The 17,758-nt window shown below is 61.5% G+C and carries 15 protein-coding genes; 6 read left to right on the top strand and 9 right to left on the bottom strand.

From position 1 onward, the window contains the following. Positions 1 to 222 precede the first annotated feature (222 nt). From waaA to RSO41_RS01895, 3 genes are read right to left on the bottom strand one after another with little or no spacing between them, the layout of a single operon-like run. Positions 223 to 1,521, bottom strand: coding sequence for a lipid IV(A) 3-deoxy-D-manno-octulosonic acid transferase (gene waaA, locus RSO41_RS01905; RefSeq protein WP_315617251.1), 1,299 nt, complete (start codon positions 1,519 to 1,521; stop codon positions 223 to 225). Next, a complete protein-coding gene (hldE, locus tag RSO41_RS01900) occupies positions 1,521 to 2,951 on the bottom strand; it encodes a bifunctional D-glycero-beta-D-manno-heptose-7-phosphate kinase/D-glycero-beta-D-manno-heptose 1-phosphate adenylyltransferase HldE (protein ID WP_315617249.1) in 1,431 nt (476 codons plus the stop codon). The genes waaA and hldE overlap by 1 nt, the downstream gene beginning before the upstream one ends. Then, entirely contained in the window at positions 2,941 to 4,038 is a 1,098-nt protein-coding gene (locus RSO41_RS01895) for a glycosyltransferase family 9 protein (protein ID WP_315617247.1), read from the bottom strand. The genes hldE and RSO41_RS01895 overlap by 11 nt, the downstream gene beginning before the upstream one ends. Between RSO41_RS01895 and RSO41_RS01890 the strand changes: the two genes are divergently transcribed. Next, a complete protein-coding gene (locus RSO41_RS01890) occupies positions 4,037 to 4,747 on the top strand; it encodes a 3-deoxy-D-manno-octulosonic acid kinase (RefSeq protein ID WP_315617245.1) in 711 nt (236 codons plus the stop codon). The genes RSO41_RS01895 and RSO41_RS01890 overlap by 2 nt on opposite strands. Here RSO41_RS01890 and RSO41_RS01885 read toward each other — a convergent pair. The 3 genes from RSO41_RS01885 to RSO41_RS01875 all read right to left on the bottom strand — a co-directional run bounded on the left by RSO41_RS01885 (position 4,735) and on the right by RSO41_RS01875 (position 7,289). Beyond that, the gene (locus RSO41_RS01885) at positions 4,735 to 5,322 is read right to left on the bottom strand and encodes a YrbL family protein (protein WP_315617243.1); all 588 of its coding nucleotides are present in this window, start codon (positions 5,320 to 5,322) and stop codon (positions 4,735 to 4,737) included. The genes RSO41_RS01890 and RSO41_RS01885 overlap by 13 nt on opposite strands. Next, a complete protein-coding gene (locus tag RSO41_RS01880) occupies positions 5,316 to 6,437 on the bottom strand; it encodes a glycosyltransferase family 4 protein (RefSeq protein ID WP_315617241.1) in 1,122 nt (373 codons plus the stop codon). Before RSO41_RS01880 ends, RSO41_RS01885 begins: the two co-directional genes overlap by 7 nt. 102 nt (positions 6,438 to 6,539) lie before the next feature. Further along, positions 6,540 to 7,289 (bottom strand): glycosyltransferase family 2 protein, encoded by a 750-nt coding sequence (locus RSO41_RS01875; RefSeq protein ID WP_315617239.1) that lies wholly within the window; start codon positions 7,287 to 7,289, stop codon positions 6,540 to 6,542. A gap of 28 nt (positions 7,290 to 7,317) precedes the next feature. Here RSO41_RS01875 and RSO41_RS01870 point away from each other — a divergent pair, with 28 nt between their 5' ends. From RSO41_RS01870 to RSO41_RS01860, 3 genes are all read left to right on the top strand, one after another. After that, a complete protein-coding gene (locus tag RSO41_RS01870; RefSeq protein ID WP_315617237.1) occupies positions 7,318 to 8,415 on the top strand; it encodes a glycosyltransferase family 4 protein in 1,098 nt (365 codons plus the stop codon). A gap of 12 nt (positions 8,416 to 8,427) precedes the next feature. Continuing rightward, positions 8,428 to 9,393, top strand: coding sequence for a glycosyl transferase family 90 (locus tag RSO41_RS01865; protein ID WP_315617235.1), 966 nt, complete (start codon positions 8,428 to 8,430; stop codon positions 9,391 to 9,393). A 171-nt stretch (positions 9,394 to 9,564) separates the two neighbouring features. After that, positions 9,565 to 11,181, top strand: a complete 1,617-nt coding sequence (locus RSO41_RS01860; RefSeq protein WP_315617233.1) for a sulfatase-like hydrolase/transferase — start codon at positions 9,565 to 9,567, stop codon at positions 11,179 to 11,181. A 48-nt stretch (positions 11,182 to 11,229) separates the two neighbouring features. Here the strand turns inward: RSO41_RS01860 and RSO41_RS01855 are convergent, their stop codons facing one another. From RSO41_RS01855 to rfaD, 3 genes are read right to left on the bottom strand one after another with little or no spacing between them, the layout of a single operon-like run. Beyond that, positions 11,230 to 12,486: an O-antigen ligase family protein gene (locus tag RSO41_RS01855; protein WP_315617231.1), complete on the bottom strand. Its 1,257-nt coding sequence runs from the start codon at positions 12,484 to 12,486 to the stop codon at positions 11,230 to 11,232. Positions 12,487 to 12,526: 40 nt separating this feature from the next. Next, positions 12,527 to 13,543 carry a lipopolysaccharide heptosyltransferase II gene (gene waaF, locus RSO41_RS01850; protein WP_315617229.1) on the bottom strand — a complete coding sequence of 339 codons (1,017 nt, stop codon included), beginning with the start codon at positions 13,541 to 13,543 and terminating at the stop codon, positions 12,527 to 12,529. Continuing rightward, positions 13,536 to 14,492, bottom strand: coding sequence for an ADP-glyceromanno-heptose 6-epimerase (gene rfaD, locus RSO41_RS01845; RefSeq protein WP_315617227.1), 957 nt, complete (start codon positions 14,490 to 14,492; stop codon positions 13,536 to 13,538). The genes waaF and rfaD overlap by 8 nt, the downstream gene beginning before the upstream one ends. Positions 14,493 to 14,587: 95 nt before the next feature. Here rfaD and glyQ point away from each other — a divergent pair, with 95 nt between their 5' ends. Both glyQ and glyS read left to right on the top strand, forming a co-directional pair. Continuing rightward, positions 14,588 to 15,550: a glycine--tRNA ligase subunit alpha gene (gene glyQ / locus RSO41_RS01840; RefSeq protein ID WP_315617225.1), complete on the top strand. Its 963-nt coding sequence runs from the start codon at positions 14,588 to 14,590 to the stop codon at positions 15,548 to 15,550. A 2-nt stretch (positions 15,551 to 15,552) separates the two neighbouring features. Beyond that, on the top strand, positions 15,553 to 17,619 hold the full coding sequence (glyS, locus tag RSO41_RS01835; protein ID WP_315617223.1) for a glycine--tRNA ligase subunit beta: 2,067 nt from the start codon (positions 15,553 to 15,555) through the stop codon (positions 17,617 to 17,619). The last annotated feature ends 139 nt before the right edge of the window (positions 17,620 to 17,758 follow it).

The following is a 17,758-nucleotide window of genomic DNA, read 5'->3' as shown; positions in this document are numbered from 1 at the left end:
GATAACGAGCGCCGGGGGCAAGGCGGAGCGAGGGTCTTTTGCCATGGGTGAGGCGCCTGCCGCCGAACGGGCTGGCCATGGAAGGCCAGGCCCGGTCCTGCAAGCGTAGCAGGACGCATAAGTGCAGCAGGGCAAAAGTAGCGCCCACGGAAGGGTGTACAGCGCCCTCGCGCAGGCTTGGCGCCGGAAAAGCTCATCTATCGTCCGGCCAGTTGTAAGCGCTCACTCCGCCGAAAGAAGCCGTGTCAGGCCTTCCATGGTACGGGCCAGGGCTCCCCGGTTGGCCTCCACCACCGCTCGACCAGCCTCGGCGAGTCGATGCCTTTCCGCCGGCTCGTCGAACAATCGCAACAGGGCCGACGCCAGGGCATCGCCATCGGCCACTTCCACCAGGGCACCGTGCTCGCGCAGCGCCTCAGCCACGTCCTCGAAGTTGGCCAGCTCGGGGCCGGTCAGCACCGGCACCCCCATGGCGGCCGGTTCGAGCAGGTTGTGGCCTCCCACCGGCACGAGGCTACCGCCGACGAAGGCCAGGTCCGCCGCCCCATAGAGGCTACTCAACTCGCCCATGGTATCGCCCAGGTAGACGGGCGTGCCGGTACTCGGTATCTCGTCTCTCGAGCGCCGCGTACAGGCCAGACCACGCGCCGCACAAAGTTCGGCCACCGCCTCGAAGCGCCGGGGATGGCGCGGCACCAGAATCAGCAATGCCTCGGGTAACGTCTCGCGCACTCTGGCGTGGGCCGCCAGCAGGGCTTCGTCCTCGCCGGGATGCGTGGACCCCGCGACCCAGACCGGCCGTCCGCCCAGCGATGAGCGCAAGCGATCACTCACCTCTCGGGCACGATCATTGACGGCGATATCGAACTTCAACGAGCCAGTCACCGAGGTGGCCTGCTCCGCCATGCCGAGCTCCCTGAAGCGTTCGGCATCCTGCCGTGACTTGGCGCCCAGCCAGTCGACATGAGACAGCGCCCCGCGCATCAAGCGACGCAGACGCCGGTATGTCCGCAATGAACGCGCCGACAGGCGACCGTTCACCACGGCCACGGGCACGTCACACCGTGTGCAGGAGGCCAGCAGATTGGGCCAGAGTTCGGTTTCGAAGAAGATTGCCAGCGCCGGCTGGAGACGAGCGACAAAGCGACGGGCGGCACAGGGAAAGTCCAGAGGCAGAAAGTAATGGCTCACTTCGCCCTTTCCCTCGCGGTTGGCGGCATCGGCCAACGCCGTGGCGCGTTCGGCACCGGTGGCCGTCATGGTCGTGATCACCAAGCGGTACTGTGGATAGCGCTGGCACAGGGCGTCGATCAGCGGCCGTGCGGCCTGGACTTCGCCGACCGAGGCGCAATGCAGCCACAGTGGGCGATCGGCGGCCTTCGAGACGGGGACCCAACCGAGCCGCTCGCCCCGAGAGCGGCCGACTCGATGCTCGCGCCACACACGCCACCAGAGCAGTGGCGCCAGCGCCAGCAGGGCGGCGGAATAGAGCCGACGCGTCCAGGGGTGGCCACCGGCCATCAGCGCTCCCTGTCGAGAATGGTGGAGATCATGGCCGTGGTGGAGACGCCATCCTCGAAGCCCAGCACCTTCACTTCGCCCCCGGCGGCGCGTACCGCCTCGCCACCGGCGATTTGTTCGGGACGATAGTCGCCGCCCTTGACCAGCACATCGGGCAGCACCGCCTCGATCAGCCGCTGCGGGGTATCCTCGGCGAACGGCACCACCCAGTCGACGGCGCCCAGCCCGGCCAGCACCTGCATGCGCCGCGCCAGGGGATTGATCGGCCGCGAGGCACCCTTCAGACGCCCGATGGAGGCATCGTCGTTGACCGCCACGATCAGCCGATCGCCGAGCCGGCGGGCGTGTTCGAGATAGGCCACATGGCCGGCATGCAGAATGTCGAAGCAGCCGTTGGTCATCACCACTCGCTCGCCTCGCGCCTGGGCGGCACGCACCGCCTCGCACAACGGCGCCTCCTCGATGGCACCGAACTCGGCCAGCTTGTCACCGTGCAGGGCAGTATAGAGTTCGGCGATGGACAGGGTCGCGGTACCGGGTTTGGCCACCACAAGGCCGGCGGCCAGGTTGGCGAGCGTCATGGCCTCGGGGAAGCCATGGCCTGCCGCCAGTGCCAGCCCCAGCACGCCGATCACGGTATCCCCGGCACCGGTCACGTCGAAGACCTCCCGGGCTCGCGTCGGCAGGTGCAGGGGGTCTGCCCCCTCGCGGATCAGGGTCATGCCCTTCTCGCTGCGAGTGATCAGCAATGCCTCGAGTTCCAGCTCGGCGCGTAGCGCCTCACCGCGAGCCGCCAGGGTGGCGTCATCGGGACAGGGGCCCATCACCGCCTCGAACTCGGTCAGGTTGGGGGTGATCACGCTGGCGCCACGGTACTTGCCGAAGTCTCCCCCCTTGGGGTCGACCAGCACCCGTTTGCCGGTGTTGCGCACGCGGGCGATCAGGGTGGCGACATCGGTCAGGGTTCCCTTGCCGTAATCGGAGAGGATCACCAGATCGGCGTCGGGCAACGCTTGCTCCACCTGTACCGACAATCCCTGGGTATCGACCTTGCCCAGCCCTTCCTCGAAATCGAGCCGGATCAGTTGCTGGTTGCGGCTCATGACGCGCAGCTTGGTGATGGTCGGTATCTCGGGGCTGCGAGAGAAGTAAGTACTTACACCGGCATCTTCCAGGCGATGCATCAACCGATCGGCGTTGTCGTCATCGCCGACCAGGCCAGCCAGGGCGGCTCGGGCCCCGAGCGAGGCGATATTGAGCGCCACGTTGGCCGCGCCACCCGGGCGGTCTTCGTCCTCCTCGACCCTGACCACGGGAACCGGGGCCTCGGGAGAGATGCGCGAGGTGCCACCATGCAAGTAACGATCGAGCATGACGTCGCCCACCACCAGCAGGCGTGAGTGCTCCAGGGCGGTCAGGTCAAGTTTCATCGGGGCGCTCCGTTGGCTTGCGGGACGAGAACGTGGCCAGCAGTGTCTCGAGTCGATCGATCACGTCATCGGCACGTATCAGCGACATGGCGTCGGGATGGCGCACACGCTGCCCCCAGGACAGCGTGTCGGGGTCCTTGTGCAAATAGCGGCGTACTGCCTCTGGGTAGCGATTGACCACGTGATCCCGCCAGAGATAGGGACCGGCACGCTCCGGGTTGGTCGTGGCAAACAGGCCGACGGTCGGCGTGCCCATGGCATTGGCCATGTGCACCGGCCCCGAGTCCGGCGCGATCACCACCCGCGCTTCGTCGATCAGCGCCAACAGCCCCTTGAGCGAGGATTCGCCGATCGCATCGATGACCACGCCGGACTGGGCCTGGGCCGCGATGCGCTGCCCCATCTCGCGCTCCTGGGTACTCCCCCCGCCGGTCAGTACCGTCTTCAGGCCATGCTGAACCCAGGCGTGTTCGACCACCGCTGCGTAGCCCTCGGCAGACCAGTTGCGGAAGTTGCGCAGGCGTGGATTGGCGCAGGGGCTCATCAGGATGTAAGGGCTTCCCGACGTGAAGCCGACGGCCTCCTGGCGCGCGGCCTCGGGAACCGGTAATGACCAGTCCAGCGAGAGGTCCTCGACGCCCATCAGGCGGGCGAAATCGAGAAAGGATTCCAGAACATGGGCCCGCGGATGTGGCGCCAGCTGACGATGGGTGAACCAGTTCTGGGCATCCTTGGCACGCGCCTTGTCATAGCCGACGCGCAGGTCCGCCTTGAGACCCAGCGACAGCACGCTGGCCCGCAATGCTTGCTGCATGTGCAGCAGCACGTCGAAGCGGGTATCGCCAAGGTGCCGCCAGAGCTCGCGCATGCCCGCCAGCCCGGTCGACTTGTCATAGACGATGAACTCGACCCCGGAAAGCCCGGCCAGTAGACTGTGCTCGCCCTTGCCGATGATCCAGGTAATGCGTGCCTCGGGCCATTGGCGTTGCAACGCGCGAACCGTCGGTACCAGATTGCAGACATCGCCCAGGGCAGAGAGACGCAGCACACCAATGTGCTCGGGTCGGTCGGGCAGAGGATGCTTCATGCGATTGGCAACGTATCGAAAGGGAAAGACTTGCATTCTATATGATGCGGATAGTTTATGTGACGCCGACGGGGCGCCACAAATCGACCCGTACCACCTCGACCCCGAGTACTGGCGCCGAACAGGCAAGGTCATCGGCGAGGCCCCCGGGCGTGGCGCCAGCCTGTTTCTCCAGGCGAAGCACGAGCAGTGGGTGCTGCGCCCCTACCGCCGCGGTGGCCTCGTCTCACGAATCAGTGCCGATCGCTATCTCTGGTGCGGGGTGGAGCGCAGCCGGGCCTTTCGCGAGATGCGCCTGACCGCCCACCTCCATGCGCTCGACCTGCCCGTGCCCCGCCCGGTGGCCGCCGGCGTCACCCGCCATGGGCTCACCTACGAGGCCGGCCTGCTCACCGTACGCCTTCCCGGCTCCCGCGCCCTGGCCGAGCTCCTCCCTGAAGCCGACGCCGCCTTGCTGCAGCGTGTCGGCCACACCATACGGTGTTTCCACGATGCCGGCCTCGACCACGTGGACCTCAACGCCCGCAACCTGCTGATCGACCCCTCGGGGGCAGTCTGGATGATCGACCTGGACCGGTGCCGCCTGCGCCGTACAGGCCGATGGCAGCAAGCCAATCTCGATCGCCTGGAACGCTCGTTGCAGAAGTTCCTGGCACCCAGCGAAGCGTCACGGGTAGCTCGGGTGATCACCCGCGGTTATGAAGGCTGACCGGTCTGCATGGCCGCAAAATGCGGCTCAACGAATTTGGCAATGAACTTTGCCCATTTGCGCCGTATCTTTCGCCCCCCCAGCCAGGGCAGGTACTCAGGCAACGGGATCAGCTCCGAGGCACCCAGGCCATCTATTAACATGACGGTCGTGGCATCCGACCTCTCGATCACCAGCAGATTGCTCATCACCAGGTCGCAGGGCACCACGTTATACGTCAACAAATACGCCTTGAGCGCATCAAGCCCCTCCCAGAAGCGGCTGATTTGCCGGGGTGTCAGCGGCACACTCAAGTATTGGGCGACATTGGGCGGTAGCTTGCCTTGATCATCAACGACCAGTTGCTGCTCGAAACCAATCAGGGTTTCATCTTCCACTATTCCGAAAAACTCTGGAATGTGTGTAAAAGGAATACCCCGGCGCTTCAAGGCCTGAAAATAGCGTAGTTCGCGACGGGTCTGCTTGGCCTTGTCTTTGCGACTGAGCTTGATACAGCGTGACGGATCGTCTGGATGGAGGTAGCAGTTGCGCTCATCCCCCTGCCCAATGATGTCCCAATGGTCGACCGTCAGCATCGGGTTGCCTGCTTCTGCCGATAGACGTCCAGGATGCAGCGGTAGTTCTCATCCATGACTTCTTTGACATCAAGCTTCAATGCCGTGTCTCGGCATTGTTCTCGCAATGACGCATCACCTTTGCGAGACGCCCAATAAGCCATGGCGGACGTCAAGCTGGCTATATTATCGGCCCCATCGATTACCGAGGCCACCTCAGATGATACTACCTCTTTCGCCCCGCAGTTTTCCGTGGTGATGACGGGTGTACCGCAGGCAAGCGCTTCGAGTATGGTAAAGCCGAAAGGCTCATAATATGCCGGTAGCACATAACAGTCAGCGAGAGAAAAGTACCGTTCCGGAGACGACTGTTCGCCCAGAAAAAGGCATTTTTCGGCTATACCAAGTTGTCGTGCCAACTCTTCAAACTTCGCCTGGCGGGAGTCGCGCCCCACTACCAGGAGATGTGCGTCGATGTCGAGCCGAGAGAACGCCTCAAGGGTCGAGGCCAACCCCTTGCGCTGATAGCCGGTACCGAGAAACAGGAAGACCGGCCAGGATGCATTCAGCTCCAGCTCTCGAGCAAGATCAGGTACACTGTCACCCAGGCGTTCTCGGTCGAAACGTCGTGTATCGACAAAGTTGTGAATCACCGAGCGCTTGTCGACAGGAACCTCGTAGGCTTCAGCGACCTCTCTATCGCTCTGCCAGGAATTGGATACCACATGATAGTAGGCCCCGGGTGTCATGGCCCGAGCCTCGATTCGCGCCGCCACCCTGTCCTTCCAACGCCACTGACGCTTCGGCTTGGAGATCAGATGGCGATGGACAGTACCTCCACCGATTCGCAACAAGTCGTGGGTCCAGGTTTTCCCCAAGCCGTAGACAAGATCATAGTCCTCAGCTTCCACGTGACGCTCTACTGCCTGGGCAAAACGCCACATGCGCTGGGCCTTTCCAATACTGAATGGACGCAAGCGAACAAAACGAATGGCTGGATGAGGTGGGGCTGAATGAGAGCGGCATATGATCGTTACCTTTTCTCCACGTTCAGCCAAGTAACGCGACAATTCATTGAGAAATCTTTCGGTACCTCCGGATGCCGCATGACGCATGTGCACTAACGCTATTTTCATGAGCGGTCCTTAGTGCCCACATGGACACTGGCGATGTTTACCAGCAAACCGAAGTTACAATATCTCGACAGCCGTTTTCTTTTAGACATCATCAAGGTACCGTCATTGATCCCGAGCACGGCGTTTCATGTATTTCCAGAAAACACCATTGGCGTTTGACACCGCGATGACCAGCCCACGCCACCCATCAAGAAAGCCTCTCTGCAAAAAGAAGGTACGAAAGAAGGCAAAGGCAGACTTAACCGTAATGATCCATACAGGGTATACACGAAGGGTATCGGAGCTCGCACGAATCCCGGAGTAACGATTGACCTTTTCCAGAAACTGCCCAAGCTCGGTCACGGCCAGGTGCTCAATATGGCCATCCAGGCGAACCACCTGAGTGGTGTCGGTAACGGCAATGGATTCATGGACCATGGCATCATTGAAGTCATGGTGCTGGCGATTGAAGACCCGAATCAGCCAGTCGCGGCCCCAACCGGAATGCTGGACGGGCTTCCCCAGCAGCCAGTTTTCTCGCCTCACCTCGACGACCTCCCGCGTGTCGGCATGGGTCAGCCAGCTGCCCAGCGACTCGAGCCAGCGAGCTGTAGGTGCTTCATCGGCATCCAGCGAAAGAATCCAGTCCTGGCGGGCAAGAGATACGGCATGGCGCTTGGTCGGACCAAAGCCGAGAAAAGCTCCCGTATGCAACGATACATTGTGATAACGACGGGCAATCTCGAGGGTCTCGTCAGTAGAGCCATTGTCATAAATGACCACCTCCCCGATGGGTTCGAGCGCGTTGAGCGTACGAGCCAGCGTACCCGCCGCGTTGCGTGTAATAATAACGACACTTAACTCAGCGAGCATACAGAGGGCCATCCTGTCTGGATAGAAGATGAATGCTACTATAGCCGCCATTATCCCTACAAATCTTTCCGCGAGGCTGACTTTGCATATCATCCACGCCAATCTGGCCAAGGGGTTTCGTGGCGGTGAGCGACAAACCGTGTTGCTGATCAAGGCGTTGGCTGGCAAGCCCGGGATCTCCTCCCAGACACTGGTGTGCCAACCTGACTCTCCTCTGCGGTCGGAACTGTCCACCACGCCGGGAGTGCGTTTTGTCAGCGCTCGCCATCAGCTGGCCGGACATCGGCAGGCCGGACGCACCGATTTGGTCCATGCCCATGATGCCAAAGCCGTTCATTGGGCCTGGCTGCATCACCGATTCTTGGCCACGCCCTACCTCATTACTCGCCGGGTGGATACGCCGGTCAAGCGCAGATTCAGCAATCGCCTATTTTATCGCAATGCACAGCGCTGCGTCGCACTATCCAGTGTCATCGCCGATAATATTCAGCCCCTCAGCCCGTATCCGGTGGTAAAGATCCCCAGCGCCTTCACCTCGTTCACAACATCCCCTGAGGTGGCTCAGGATTTTCGTGCACGCTATCCCGATCGTTTCCTCGTGGGCCATGCCGGCGCGCTGGTGGATCGACACAAGGGTCAACGAGTGCTGATTGACGCCGCTCGCCGGCTACAGCACTCGCAGCCGGACATGCTGTTCGTGTTTTTTGGCCGGGGAGAAGATGAGACCATCCTGAAACAGGAAAGTGCCGATTTGGACAATGTGGTCTGGGCTGGCTTCAAGCCTGACCTGGGGCATTATCTTGCGGCGCTGGACGTTTTTGCCTTTCCTTCACGCAATGAAGGGCTGGGATCGGTACTTCTGGATGCCATGAAAGCCGGAGTACCTATCGTCGCCAGTCAGACTGGCGGCATCCCGGATATTATCCACCATGGAAAGACGGGATTATTGTTTCCCTCGGGTGACGCTGAAACATTGTCCCGCCACCTGGTCAGCCTGCGCGACAAGGCATTGCGTCTAACGCTTGCTCAAAATGCCACTCAACAACTCAGTCAATACACTCCCGAGGCCATGGCCAATTCTTACATGGATTTGTACTTGTCTATTGCCCAACATCCCACTCACTAGATTCTTCTCTCCATGATGAACGGCAAGAATGCTTATCGCGCGCACAAGACGATGTTTTATGTCTCAGGTCTTCTGAGGTCACTTCCTCCAAGGCCTTTTTTTCAACGCCGGTGCCAGGCACTTCTCTCATCATTCGATGCCCTGCCCAGCGCTGAGCAGGAGGCTATCAACGCGCGTATCGATTACTACAACAAGCTTGATGCCACCCACGTTCTATCGGACACGGCAACCCGAAACCGCGACCTATCCCTGAGCTTTAAAAAGTCGACTTATCATCTCGACTTTTATCAAATAGCAAAACACTTCCCCGACGATGTTGCATACCATTATCGATTCGGGGACAAAGTCTATGTGCCCGACGTCCCGACTTTTGTCAAAAGTCGGCCCATCCATGGTGAAAACCGAAACTCTGTACTTCTTAAACTCAACAGTGTGCGTCATTTCTATACGGTAAAAGATCGTTATCGTTACGACGACAAGAGGAACACCTTGGTGTGGCGTGGAGCGGCCCACCAACCTCATCGTCGTCATTTCTTGGATCAATGCTATAACCTGCCATGCTGTGATATTGGTGCTACTGATGACAAGGAGAAAACCGCAGCTTACCGAAAAACCTTCATGCCTATCGAAAAACAGCTTGAATACAAATTCATTTTAAGCATTGAAGGAAACGATGTCGCCACCAACCTGAAGTGGATCATGGCTTCCAACTCTCTCTGTTTCATGAAACGCCCCATTTATGAAACTTGGCTCATGGAAGGCACGCTGATTCCCGGCTACCACTACGTAGAGGTGCGCGATGATTTTTCTGATCTGGAAGAAAAAATTGACTACTATTTAGCACACCCAGAAGAAGCCCAGGCCATCATTCGAAACGCAAACCGATACATTGCTAGTTTCTTTAACTCGCAACGCGAAATGCTTGTCGCGATGAAGGTCTTTGAGCGCTACCTGTCGCAAACCAATCAAACCATATAACGATCTATGCGCTAGTTCATGAAATCGCAACCTAAAGTTGATTGACGCCGGCCGCCCGGGGTGCCCTGCAAACATTCATTGGGATATTCGTCATCGCCAACGCTCGCGCCAATGGCGTATTCTAACCGCATCTGAAGGCCCACTATCACGCCTCATGCAGTGCAGACTTTTATGACGCTTCGCTCTCGCTCAGACTGGCTAAAACATCCCCGCTGGTGGGCCTTGCTCACTCTCGGGCTCGCTCTTGGTTATGCCTTGGTCACGGCCCTCCAGCTCTCGCACTGGGGCCAGCTGCCCATCACGGCAGCCTGGCTGTTGACGGCTCGAGCCCTGCGCTGGGGCGTACCATCCCGTCATCCACCCGCGAAAGGCTGGCCCTGGTCGCTCGTGCCGCTCATCTTCTGGGGTGTCTACGTCTATCTCGCCGACAGCTTCGGCATTGTCGATCTCGGTGCGGTGCTCTTCCACCTGCAGGCCGGTATCAGCGAGCATGGCGGAGGCGAACGCACCATCGTCGCCATCTTCTACACCCTGGCCATGCTCCCGGTCCTGGCGAGTTTCACCTGGCTGGTTCGTCATGATCATCGTTGGCGACTGCTGGAGCGGCTGCTGGCGTTGGCATTGCTGGCCACCAACCCCTTGCTCTACGGCATCGGCCAACGCGGCGCGGCCGTCGTCGCCGAGGAGGGCGCCTGGCTGGACCAGCGTTACGTTGCCCCGGTGATCCTCGAGAAGCCGCCCTCCCCTCCCAATCTGTTGGTCATTTACCTGGAGAGTCTCGAGCGCACCTACGCCGATCGCGAGCGTTTCGGCGACGTCTATGCACCGCTCGGCGCCCTCGGCGACCAGGGTGTGGTATTCGAAGGCGTACGTCAGGCCGATAATACCGGCTGGACCATGGCCGGCATGATCGCCAGCCAGTGTGGCGTCCCGCTGATGCCGGCAGGGTTGCTCCATGACAGCCAGCTGGAGCCACTCGAACGAGTCGTACCCGGCGTCTCCTGCCTGGGCGACCTGCTCGCCGGCCAGGGCTATTCTCTGACCTACATGGCGGGTGCCAGCAAACGCTTCGCCGGCAAGGGCAAGTTCTACGCAGGACATGGGTTCTCGCGAGTGCTGGGCCGCGACGACCTGGCGCCTCGGCTCGATGACCCGGACAACCTGAACAGTTGGGGCCTCTACGACGACGACCTCTATGCCATGACCGTCGACGAGATTCGACGCCTGGAAGAACAGGGGGATCCCTGGGGGCTGGTCAACCTGAGCCTGGCCACGCATCCACCATACGGCTACCCACCCGACGAATGCCGCCAGCACCAGGGGGAGTTCGAGGGCACGGACATTCTCTACAGTGTCGAGTGCTCCGCCCGCATGGCCCATGATCTGGTAAAACGCCTTGCCGGTGAAGGGCTGCTGAAGGATACGCTGGTGGTCATCGCCAGCGATCACCTGTCGATGCGCGTATCGGCCTGGGAAGCGCTGACCGCCAGCCCGCGCAGCAACACCTTCATGTTGCTCGGCAACGACCTCGCACCACGTCGCATCAAGGTCGAGGCCTCGACCATGGACATCCTGCCCACGGTGCTCGAAGCCATGGGCTTCGTCATCGACTGGCATCGCGCCGGACTGGGTGTATCACTGCTCTCGAACGAGCCGACTCTGATCGAACAGCACGGCCTGCAGACCCTCAACAATCAGCTCAAGCGGGAAACGGCACTTCATGAGCGCCTCTGGCAAGGTTTCGATATTGGCGGCATGGCACCGGATGACGCACCACAAACGCCATGACGATCATCCAGAGCAAGAGAAATATCAGGGTGATCCATCTCGACGAGGCTATTCGAAGCGCCGTACCAGGGCGGCCAGAACCACCAGGAAGAAAGCGTAGACCATCACACCGCTGTTGTGCTCGAAGAAGGACTGGGACAGGCCGAAATCGATGAAGCATATCGGCAACAAGGCGCCACACAGGCTCATCGAGCGTCGAGACAGGTCATTGCTCTCGATCCCCGGCAGAAAGCGCCACAAGGCCGCCCCGTAGAGCAGCAGCAGCCCGAACAGGCCAATGATGCCCTCGAAGAGCAGCGTATTGAGTACCTCATTGTGCGGATGACCGAAATTCGCGATCGCCGGGGACAGTCCTCCGCGCTCGATGAGGTCGGCCTCGAAGGCCATATAGCCTTCTCTGTCCCAGCCAAGCACTGGGTGCCGGGGAATGGCCTGCGCCGCCGCCGACCACATGTCGAAACGCAATCCTACCGACGTGTTGGCATTACCCTCGACCAGGTACTGCTCGACATTACTGAAGGCCTGACCGACACGGTGAGCAACACCGGTCTGCGGAATGGCCAGTATCAGGGCCAGCATGATCGTACCGCCGCCGACGATAAGCGCCTGAAGACGCCGACTCACATAGGGGGCATAGGCCCGGTAGAAGGCCAGGGCCACCAGGGGCAACCCGACCCAGCCACCTCGGCTCCCGGACATCAATGAACCCAGCATGCCCAGCAGTCCACCCAGGATCAGCACTCCCATCCAGGCACGGGCATGATGTCGTCGCATGGCTGCCCAGCCCAGCCCGGCCAGGCATAGCAGCCCCATCAACATGCTGATGTTGCCGAACTGGATGACATGGGTATGCCCCATGGCACGCGGGACGCCCTCGATCAACTTTTGCCACAGAGCCCAGAGGCCGGTCAGCGATGCCCCCGCCACCAGCCCCGCCATGAAATGCTCGACACGCGGCGGAAAGCGCAACAACAGCAGGAAGGCCGGTATCGCCAGCAGAAAACGGCTCGGCCGGTCGAAGTCACGCCATGGCAGATCATGCACCGCCTGCGCCACGAGGTTCGCCAGGACATAGCCCAGCAAGGCGACAAGAACCCAGGTTTCGCGACGCCCGATGCGTTGCGTCGCCCCCCGCCAGCCAAGCACCAGGCCTCCCAGCAGCAGCAACGCCGCCCCGAGGGAGTAGCCACTATCGACGATCAGGGACAATGCCGGCAGCAACAGCACGCCAGTGGCGACCAGCCCCTGGCCCAGGAGTTCCGGAAAACGGTGAGTGTCGGTCTGGCTGGTGGTCATATCGCCCATGCTTGGTCAACAGTAGGTGTCATATCGGGGAAACGGCCTTTTAGCCACGTATGGCGCTCAGCAAGCGCTCCGGCGGCAGGTGATTGAGGCAGTTGGTGTGTCCCAGCGGGCAGGTACGCTCGAAGCAGGGCGAGCACTCCAGCGCCAGGTAGTGGATGTTGGCGTCACCGGTAAGCGGCGGTGTGTAGTCGGGCGAAGACGAACCGTAGATCGCCTGGACACGAGTGCCGGCCGCCGCCGCCACATGCATCAAGCCGGAGTCGTTGGTCACCGCCTGTCGGCAATCGGCGAGCAGGTCCACGGCATCCCCGAGACGAGTGCGTCCACAGAGGTTGTGCACCCCCGTGAGGTCCTTGGCGATCGCGTCACCGGCCGCGGCATCCTTGGGGCCGCCCAGCACGCGAACTTCATAGCCCTCGGCCACCAGCGCCCGGGCCAGTTCATGGAAATAGGACAAGGGCCACTGTTTGGCCGGCCCGTACTCGGCGCCCGGCATCATGGCAATCGCCGGACGAGTGCTCAGGCCGAGCGTTTCGTGCAGGCGCTGCAGATTGGCCGTGTCCCGGCGCAGTTCCGGCCGCGGCACCACGAAATCCCCCTGCTCGGCTTCGCCAGCCGACAGGCCGAGCGCCACGAAGCGCTTGACGGTCTGATCGAGTATCGACTTGTCGAGACGACGACGATCGTTGAGCAGGCCATAGCGTTGCTCGCCGGTAAAGCCCGTACGATGAGGAATGCGCGCCAGGAACGGCACCAGCGCCGACTTCCAGGAGCGAGGCAGGACCAGGGCCCGATCGAAGCGACCGCGCAGTTCAGCGGCCAGACGGCGCCGAGTGGTCCAACCGAACTCACCGTGCCCGACCTCCAGCGGAGCCACTTCATCGACCTCTTCCATGCGCTCGAGGATCGGACGCGACCAGGCCGGCGCCACGACGCCGATATAGGCGTCCGGCAACCGCGCCTTGAGGGTCTTGAACAGGCTTTGCGCCATGACCATGTCGCCGACCCAGGACGGGCCGACGACCAGGATACGCTCGCCGAGAGCGGCCTCAGCCATTCAGCCACTCCATATAGGCGCGCACGCCATCGGCAACGGTGTGGAACTCGCGATCATAGCCGGCCTCGCGCAGCCTCTCGATATCGGCGCGTGTATAGCTCTGGTAGCGCCCCTTGAGGTGCTCCGGGAAGTCGATGTATTCGATCTTGCCCTTGCCGTAGTAGTCGATCACCGCCTCGCCGATCGCCTTGAAGGGCTCGGCACGCCCGGTCCCCAGGTTGAAGATGCCCGAAGCTGTCGGGTTGTCGAGGAACCACAGGTTGACGTCCACCACGTCGCCCACATAGATGAAGTCACGGCTTTGCATGCCCGCCTCGTAACCCGCCCAGGCACCGAACAACTTGAGGTTTTCGCCGCCGCTGATCTGTGTGTGATGGTGATAGGCCACGCTGGCCATCTTGCCCTTGTGCTGTTCCCGGGGGCCATAGACGTTGAAGTAACGAAACCCTACCACCTGGCTCTCGAACTCATGATGCCGGGCTCGAACATACTGATCGAACAGCAGCTTGGAATAGCCATAGACGTTCAGCGGCTTCTCGTGCTCTGGCTCCTCTCGGAATACCTCGCTGCCACCATAGGTCGCGGCGGAAGAGGCATACAGGAACGGGATGCCCTTGAGCTGGCAGAAATGCAGCAGTTCCTTGGAGTACTCGAAATTATTCTCGAGCATGAAGCGCCCATCCCACTCCGTGGTATCGGAACAGGCCCCCTCGTGAAAGATGGCCTCGATGGCCGGCAGGTGCGTCTGCTCACCGCGCAGGGCGGCTCTGACTCGCGCCAGGAACTCGTCCTTGTCGAGATAGTCGCCGAGGGTGCAGTCGACGAGATTGATGAACTTGGTGCCGTCGCGTAGATCGTCGACCACCAGGATGTCGTCATGGCCCCGCTCGTTGAGTGCCTTGACCAGATTCGAGCCGATGAAGCCGGCCCCGCCTGTCACTACGATCATGGGATTCCTCTTGCTCCGGGCCTGCGCCTATAACCGATCTGCCTGTGATTGTATACTTGACGGCTCGTGAATTCATGGCCAACGGTGCTTTCGCAATGACACAGTCGACGCCAGACGTGACAACCTTCCAGGGGCTGATCCTGGCCCTGCAGCAGTACTGGGCCGAACAGGGCTGCGTGGTCCTCCAGCCCCTGGACATGGAGGTCGGGGCCGGAACCTTCCATACGGCCACCTTCCTGCGCTCCATCGGCCCCGAGACCTGGAACGCCGCCTACGTGCAGCCTTCCCGTCGTCCCACCGATGGCCGCTATGGCGAGAACCCCAACCGCCTGCAGCACTACTACCAGTTCCAGGTGGTGATGAAGCCTTCTCCGGCGGACCTGCAGGAGCTTTATCTCGGCTCCCTGAAGTGTCTCGGCATCGATCCTCTGGTCCATGACATCCGCTTCGTCGAAGACAACTGGGAGTCCCCCACCCTGGGCGCCTGGGGGCTCGGTTGGGAAGTCTGGCTCAACGGCATGGAAGTGACACAGTTCACCTACTTCCAGCAGGCCGGCGGGCTGGAATGCTACCCCGTCACTGGCGAGTTGACCTATGGTCTCGAGCGAATCGCCATGTACGTGCAGGACGTCGACAGTGTCTACGACCTGGTCTGGACGGTCGCACCAGACGGTACCCGGGTGACCTATGGGGACGTCTTCCTGCAGAACGAGCGCGAGCAGTCCGCCTACAACTTCGAGCATGCCGACGTCCCGGCACTCTTCGAGGCCTTCGACCACCAGGAGCGCGAGTGCACCAAACTGCTCGACGCCAGCTTGCCGCTACCCGCCTACGAACAGGTCCTCAAAGCCTCGCACACCTTCAACCTGCTCGATGCCCGTCACGCCATCTCGGTGACCGAGCGGCAGCGCTACATCCTGCGCGTACGCACCATGGCCCGCGACGTGGCCCATGCCTACTATGAATCCCGCAAGGCCGCCGGCTTCCCGCTGGCCTCCGAGGCCCTGCGCCAAGAACTGCTGGCGAATGAGTCGCCTGCCGAACAGGGAGACGCTTGAAGATGGCCGCCGATACCTTTCTGCTCGAACTGGGCGTCGAAGAACTGCCGCCGAGCGCAATCGACACCCTGTCCGACGCTCTCGCCGATGGCATTCGCCAAGGACTGGACGACGCCGATATCGATCACGGTGAAATCCGTGCCTATGCCAGCCCGCGCCGCCTGGCCGTTCAAATCGCTGCCCTGACCGATAAGCAGCCGGATCGCGAGGTCGAGCGCCGCGGTCCCTCCCTGACCGCCGCCTTCAAGGACGGCGAGCCGACCAGGGCTGCCGAAGGTTTTGCCCGTTCCTGTGGCGTCGACGTCAATGACCTGATCCGCCTGGAAACCGACAAGGGAACCTGGCTCGGCTACCGTGAACAGCAGCCGGGAGAGGCCACCACCTCCCTGCTCCCCGGCATCGTCGAGAAGTCCATCGCTGCCCTGCCGGTCCCCAAGAACATGCGCTGGGGAGCTTCTCGGGTGGAGTTCTCGCGGCCCGCTCACTGGCTGGTGATGCTCTATGGCGAGCACGTCGTCGAGGCATCCGCCCTGGGGCTCCAGGCCGGCCGCACCACACGCGGCCACCGCTTTCACGCTCCAGAACCTGTCGATCTCGGTCATGCCGACGACTACCTGAACGCCATGGGGAACGCCTGGGTCCTGGCGGATCGCGAGCAGCGTCGTGAGCGCATTCGCGAACAGGTACTCGCCGAAGCTGAAGTCCAATCTGCCACCGCAGTGATCGACGAGGAACTGTTGACCGAGGTCAGCGGCCTGGTCGAATGGCCAGTCGCCCTGACCGGCAGCTTCGACGAGCGCTTCCTAGAGGTTCCGGCCGAATGCCTGGTGTCCTCCATGAAGGCCAACCAGAAGTACTTCCACCTGCTGGATGACGATGGACGGCTCCGCCCCCAGTTCATCACCATCGCCAATATCGACAGTCAGGCACCCGAGCTCGTCATTCAGGGCAACGAAAAGGTCATACGCCCACGTCTGGCCGATGCCGCCTTCTTCTATGACACCGATCGTCAACGACCGCTAGGCGAGCGCATCAGGGAGCTTTCCAGCGTCGTCTTCCAGCAGCAGCTGGGCACTCTGGCCGACAAGGCCCACCGCAGTGGCGCGATTGCCGCCTTCATCGCCAGTCGCATTGGAGGAGATGTCAATCGAGCTCAACGGGCCAGCGAGCTGGCCAAGTGCGACCTGGTCACCGAAATGGTTCAGGAGTTTACCGAGCTTCAAGGCACCATGGGCCGCTACTACGCCACTCACGATGGCGAGGACGCCGAAGTCGCCCATGCTCTGGAGGAGCAGTACCTGCCGCGTTTCGCCGGGGACGCAGTACCGAGCACCCAAACCGGCCTGGCCCTGGCACTGGCCGATCGCCTCGACACTCTGACCGGCATCTTCGGTATCGGCCAACGCCCCAGCGGCACCAAGGACCCGTTTGCCCTGCGCCGCGCTTCCATCGGCGTGCTCAACATCCTGATCAAGGGCGAACTGGACCTGGATCTGCGCGAGCTGCTCGAACTGGCCGCGTCCCAGCACCAGAGCCTGCCCAATGCCGAAGGGCTGGTGGATGAGGTCCTGGCCTATATGCTCGATCGCTTTCGTGCCTGGGCACGCGACGAGGGTATAGAGGCCGAGGTCTATCTAGCCGTACGCAGCCGGCCTGTCACCAAGCCCCTCGACTTTGCTCGCCGCCTGCAGGCGGTGCACGCCTTTTCCCGCCGCGAGGAGGCCAGCGCCCTGGCTGCCGCCAACAAGCGTGTTGCCAACATCCTCGCCAAGCAGGGCTCCGGCGTGGCTCACAATGTCGAACCGGGCTTGCTTCAGGAAAACGCCGAGAAAGCGCTGTACGACGCCCTCTCGGTCTGTCAGGAGCAGGTAGCACCTCTGTTCGCCGAAGCCCGTTACAGTGATGCACTGGATATCCTGGCCAGCCTGCGCGAGCCAGTGGATCGTTTCTTCGACCAGGTGATGGTCATGGCCGACGACGATGCAGTGAAGCGCAATCGCCTGGCGCTGCTGGCCAGCCTTCAGGCCCTGTTCCTGGAGGTTGCGGATATCGCCGAACTTCAGCACTGAACCCGACGAGTTGCCCGAAGAGATTTCGAGGCAAGACCAGGGGCCTGTTTCACGTGAAACAGGCCCCTTTTATTCCAGCCCCCAATGATGTTTCACGTGAAACACTGGTCGTGTTCCATGGGCCCAGAATGCCAAGGAC

The organism is Halomonas sp. I1, from assembly GCF_032334135.1.
Lineage (GTDB): Bacteria > Pseudomonadota > Gammaproteobacteria > Pseudomonadales > Halomonadaceae > Halomonas.
This window is presented reverse-complemented; position numbering and strand designations above follow the sequence as displayed.

What these genes read in the sequence shown, in the direction of transcription:
- waaA (WP_315617251.1), bottom strand. Translation starts at nt 1,521, where the DNA reads ATGGCCGGTGGCCACCCCTGGACGCGTCGGCTCTATTCCGCCGCCCTG.
- hldE (WP_315617249.1), bottom strand. Translation starts at nt 2,951, where the DNA reads ATGAAACTTGACCTGACCGCCCTGGAGCACTCACGCCTGCTGGTGGTG.
- RSO41_RS01890 (WP_315617245.1), top strand. Translation starts at nt 4,037, where the DNA reads ATGCGATTGGCAACGTATCGAAAGGGAAAGACTTGCATTCTATATGAT.
- RSO41_RS01895 (WP_315617247.1), bottom strand. Translation starts at nt 4,038, where the DNA reads ATGAAGCATCCTCTGCCCGACCGACCCGAGCACATTGGTGTGCTGCGT.
- RSO41_RS01885 (WP_315617243.1), bottom strand. Translation starts at nt 5,322, where the DNA reads ATGCTGACGGTCGACCATTGGGACATCATTGGGCAGGGGGATGAGCGC.
- RSO41_RS01880 (WP_315617241.1), bottom strand. Translation starts at nt 6,437, where the DNA reads ATGAAAATAGCGTTAGTGCACATGCGTCATGCGGCATCCGGAGGTACC.
- RSO41_RS01875 (WP_315617239.1), bottom strand. Translation starts at nt 7,289, where the DNA reads ATGCTCGCTGAGTTAAGTGTCGTTATTATTACACGCAACGCGGCGGGT.
- RSO41_RS01870 (WP_315617237.1), top strand. Translation starts at nt 7,318, where the DNA reads ATGAATGCTACTATAGCCGCCATTATCCCTACAAATCTTTCCGCGAGG.
- RSO41_RS01865 (WP_315617235.1), top strand. Translation starts at nt 8,428, where the DNA reads ATGATGAACGGCAAGAATGCTTATCGCGCGCACAAGACGATGTTTTAT.
- RSO41_RS01860 (WP_315617233.1), top strand. Translation starts at nt 9,565, where the DNA reads ATGACGCTTCGCTCTCGCTCAGACTGGCTAAAACATCCCCGCTGGTGG.
- RSO41_RS01855 (WP_315617231.1), bottom strand. Translation starts at nt 12,486, where the DNA reads ATGGGCGATATGACCACCAGCCAGACCGACACTCACCGTTTTCCGGAA.
- waaF (WP_315617229.1), bottom strand. Translation starts at nt 13,543, where the DNA reads ATGGCTGAGGCCGCTCTCGGCGAGCGTATCCTGGTCGTCGGCCCGTCC.
- rfaD (WP_315617227.1), bottom strand. Translation starts at nt 14,492, where the DNA reads ATGATCGTAGTGACAGGCGGGGCCGGCTTCATCGGCTCGAATCTGGTC.
- glyQ (WP_315617225.1), top strand. Translation starts at nt 14,588, where the DNA reads ATGACACAGTCGACGCCAGACGTGACAACCTTCCAGGGGCTGATCCTG.
- glyS (WP_315617223.1), top strand. Translation starts at nt 15,553, where the DNA reads ATGGCCGCCGATACCTTTCTGCTCGAACTGGGCGTCGAAGAACTGCCG.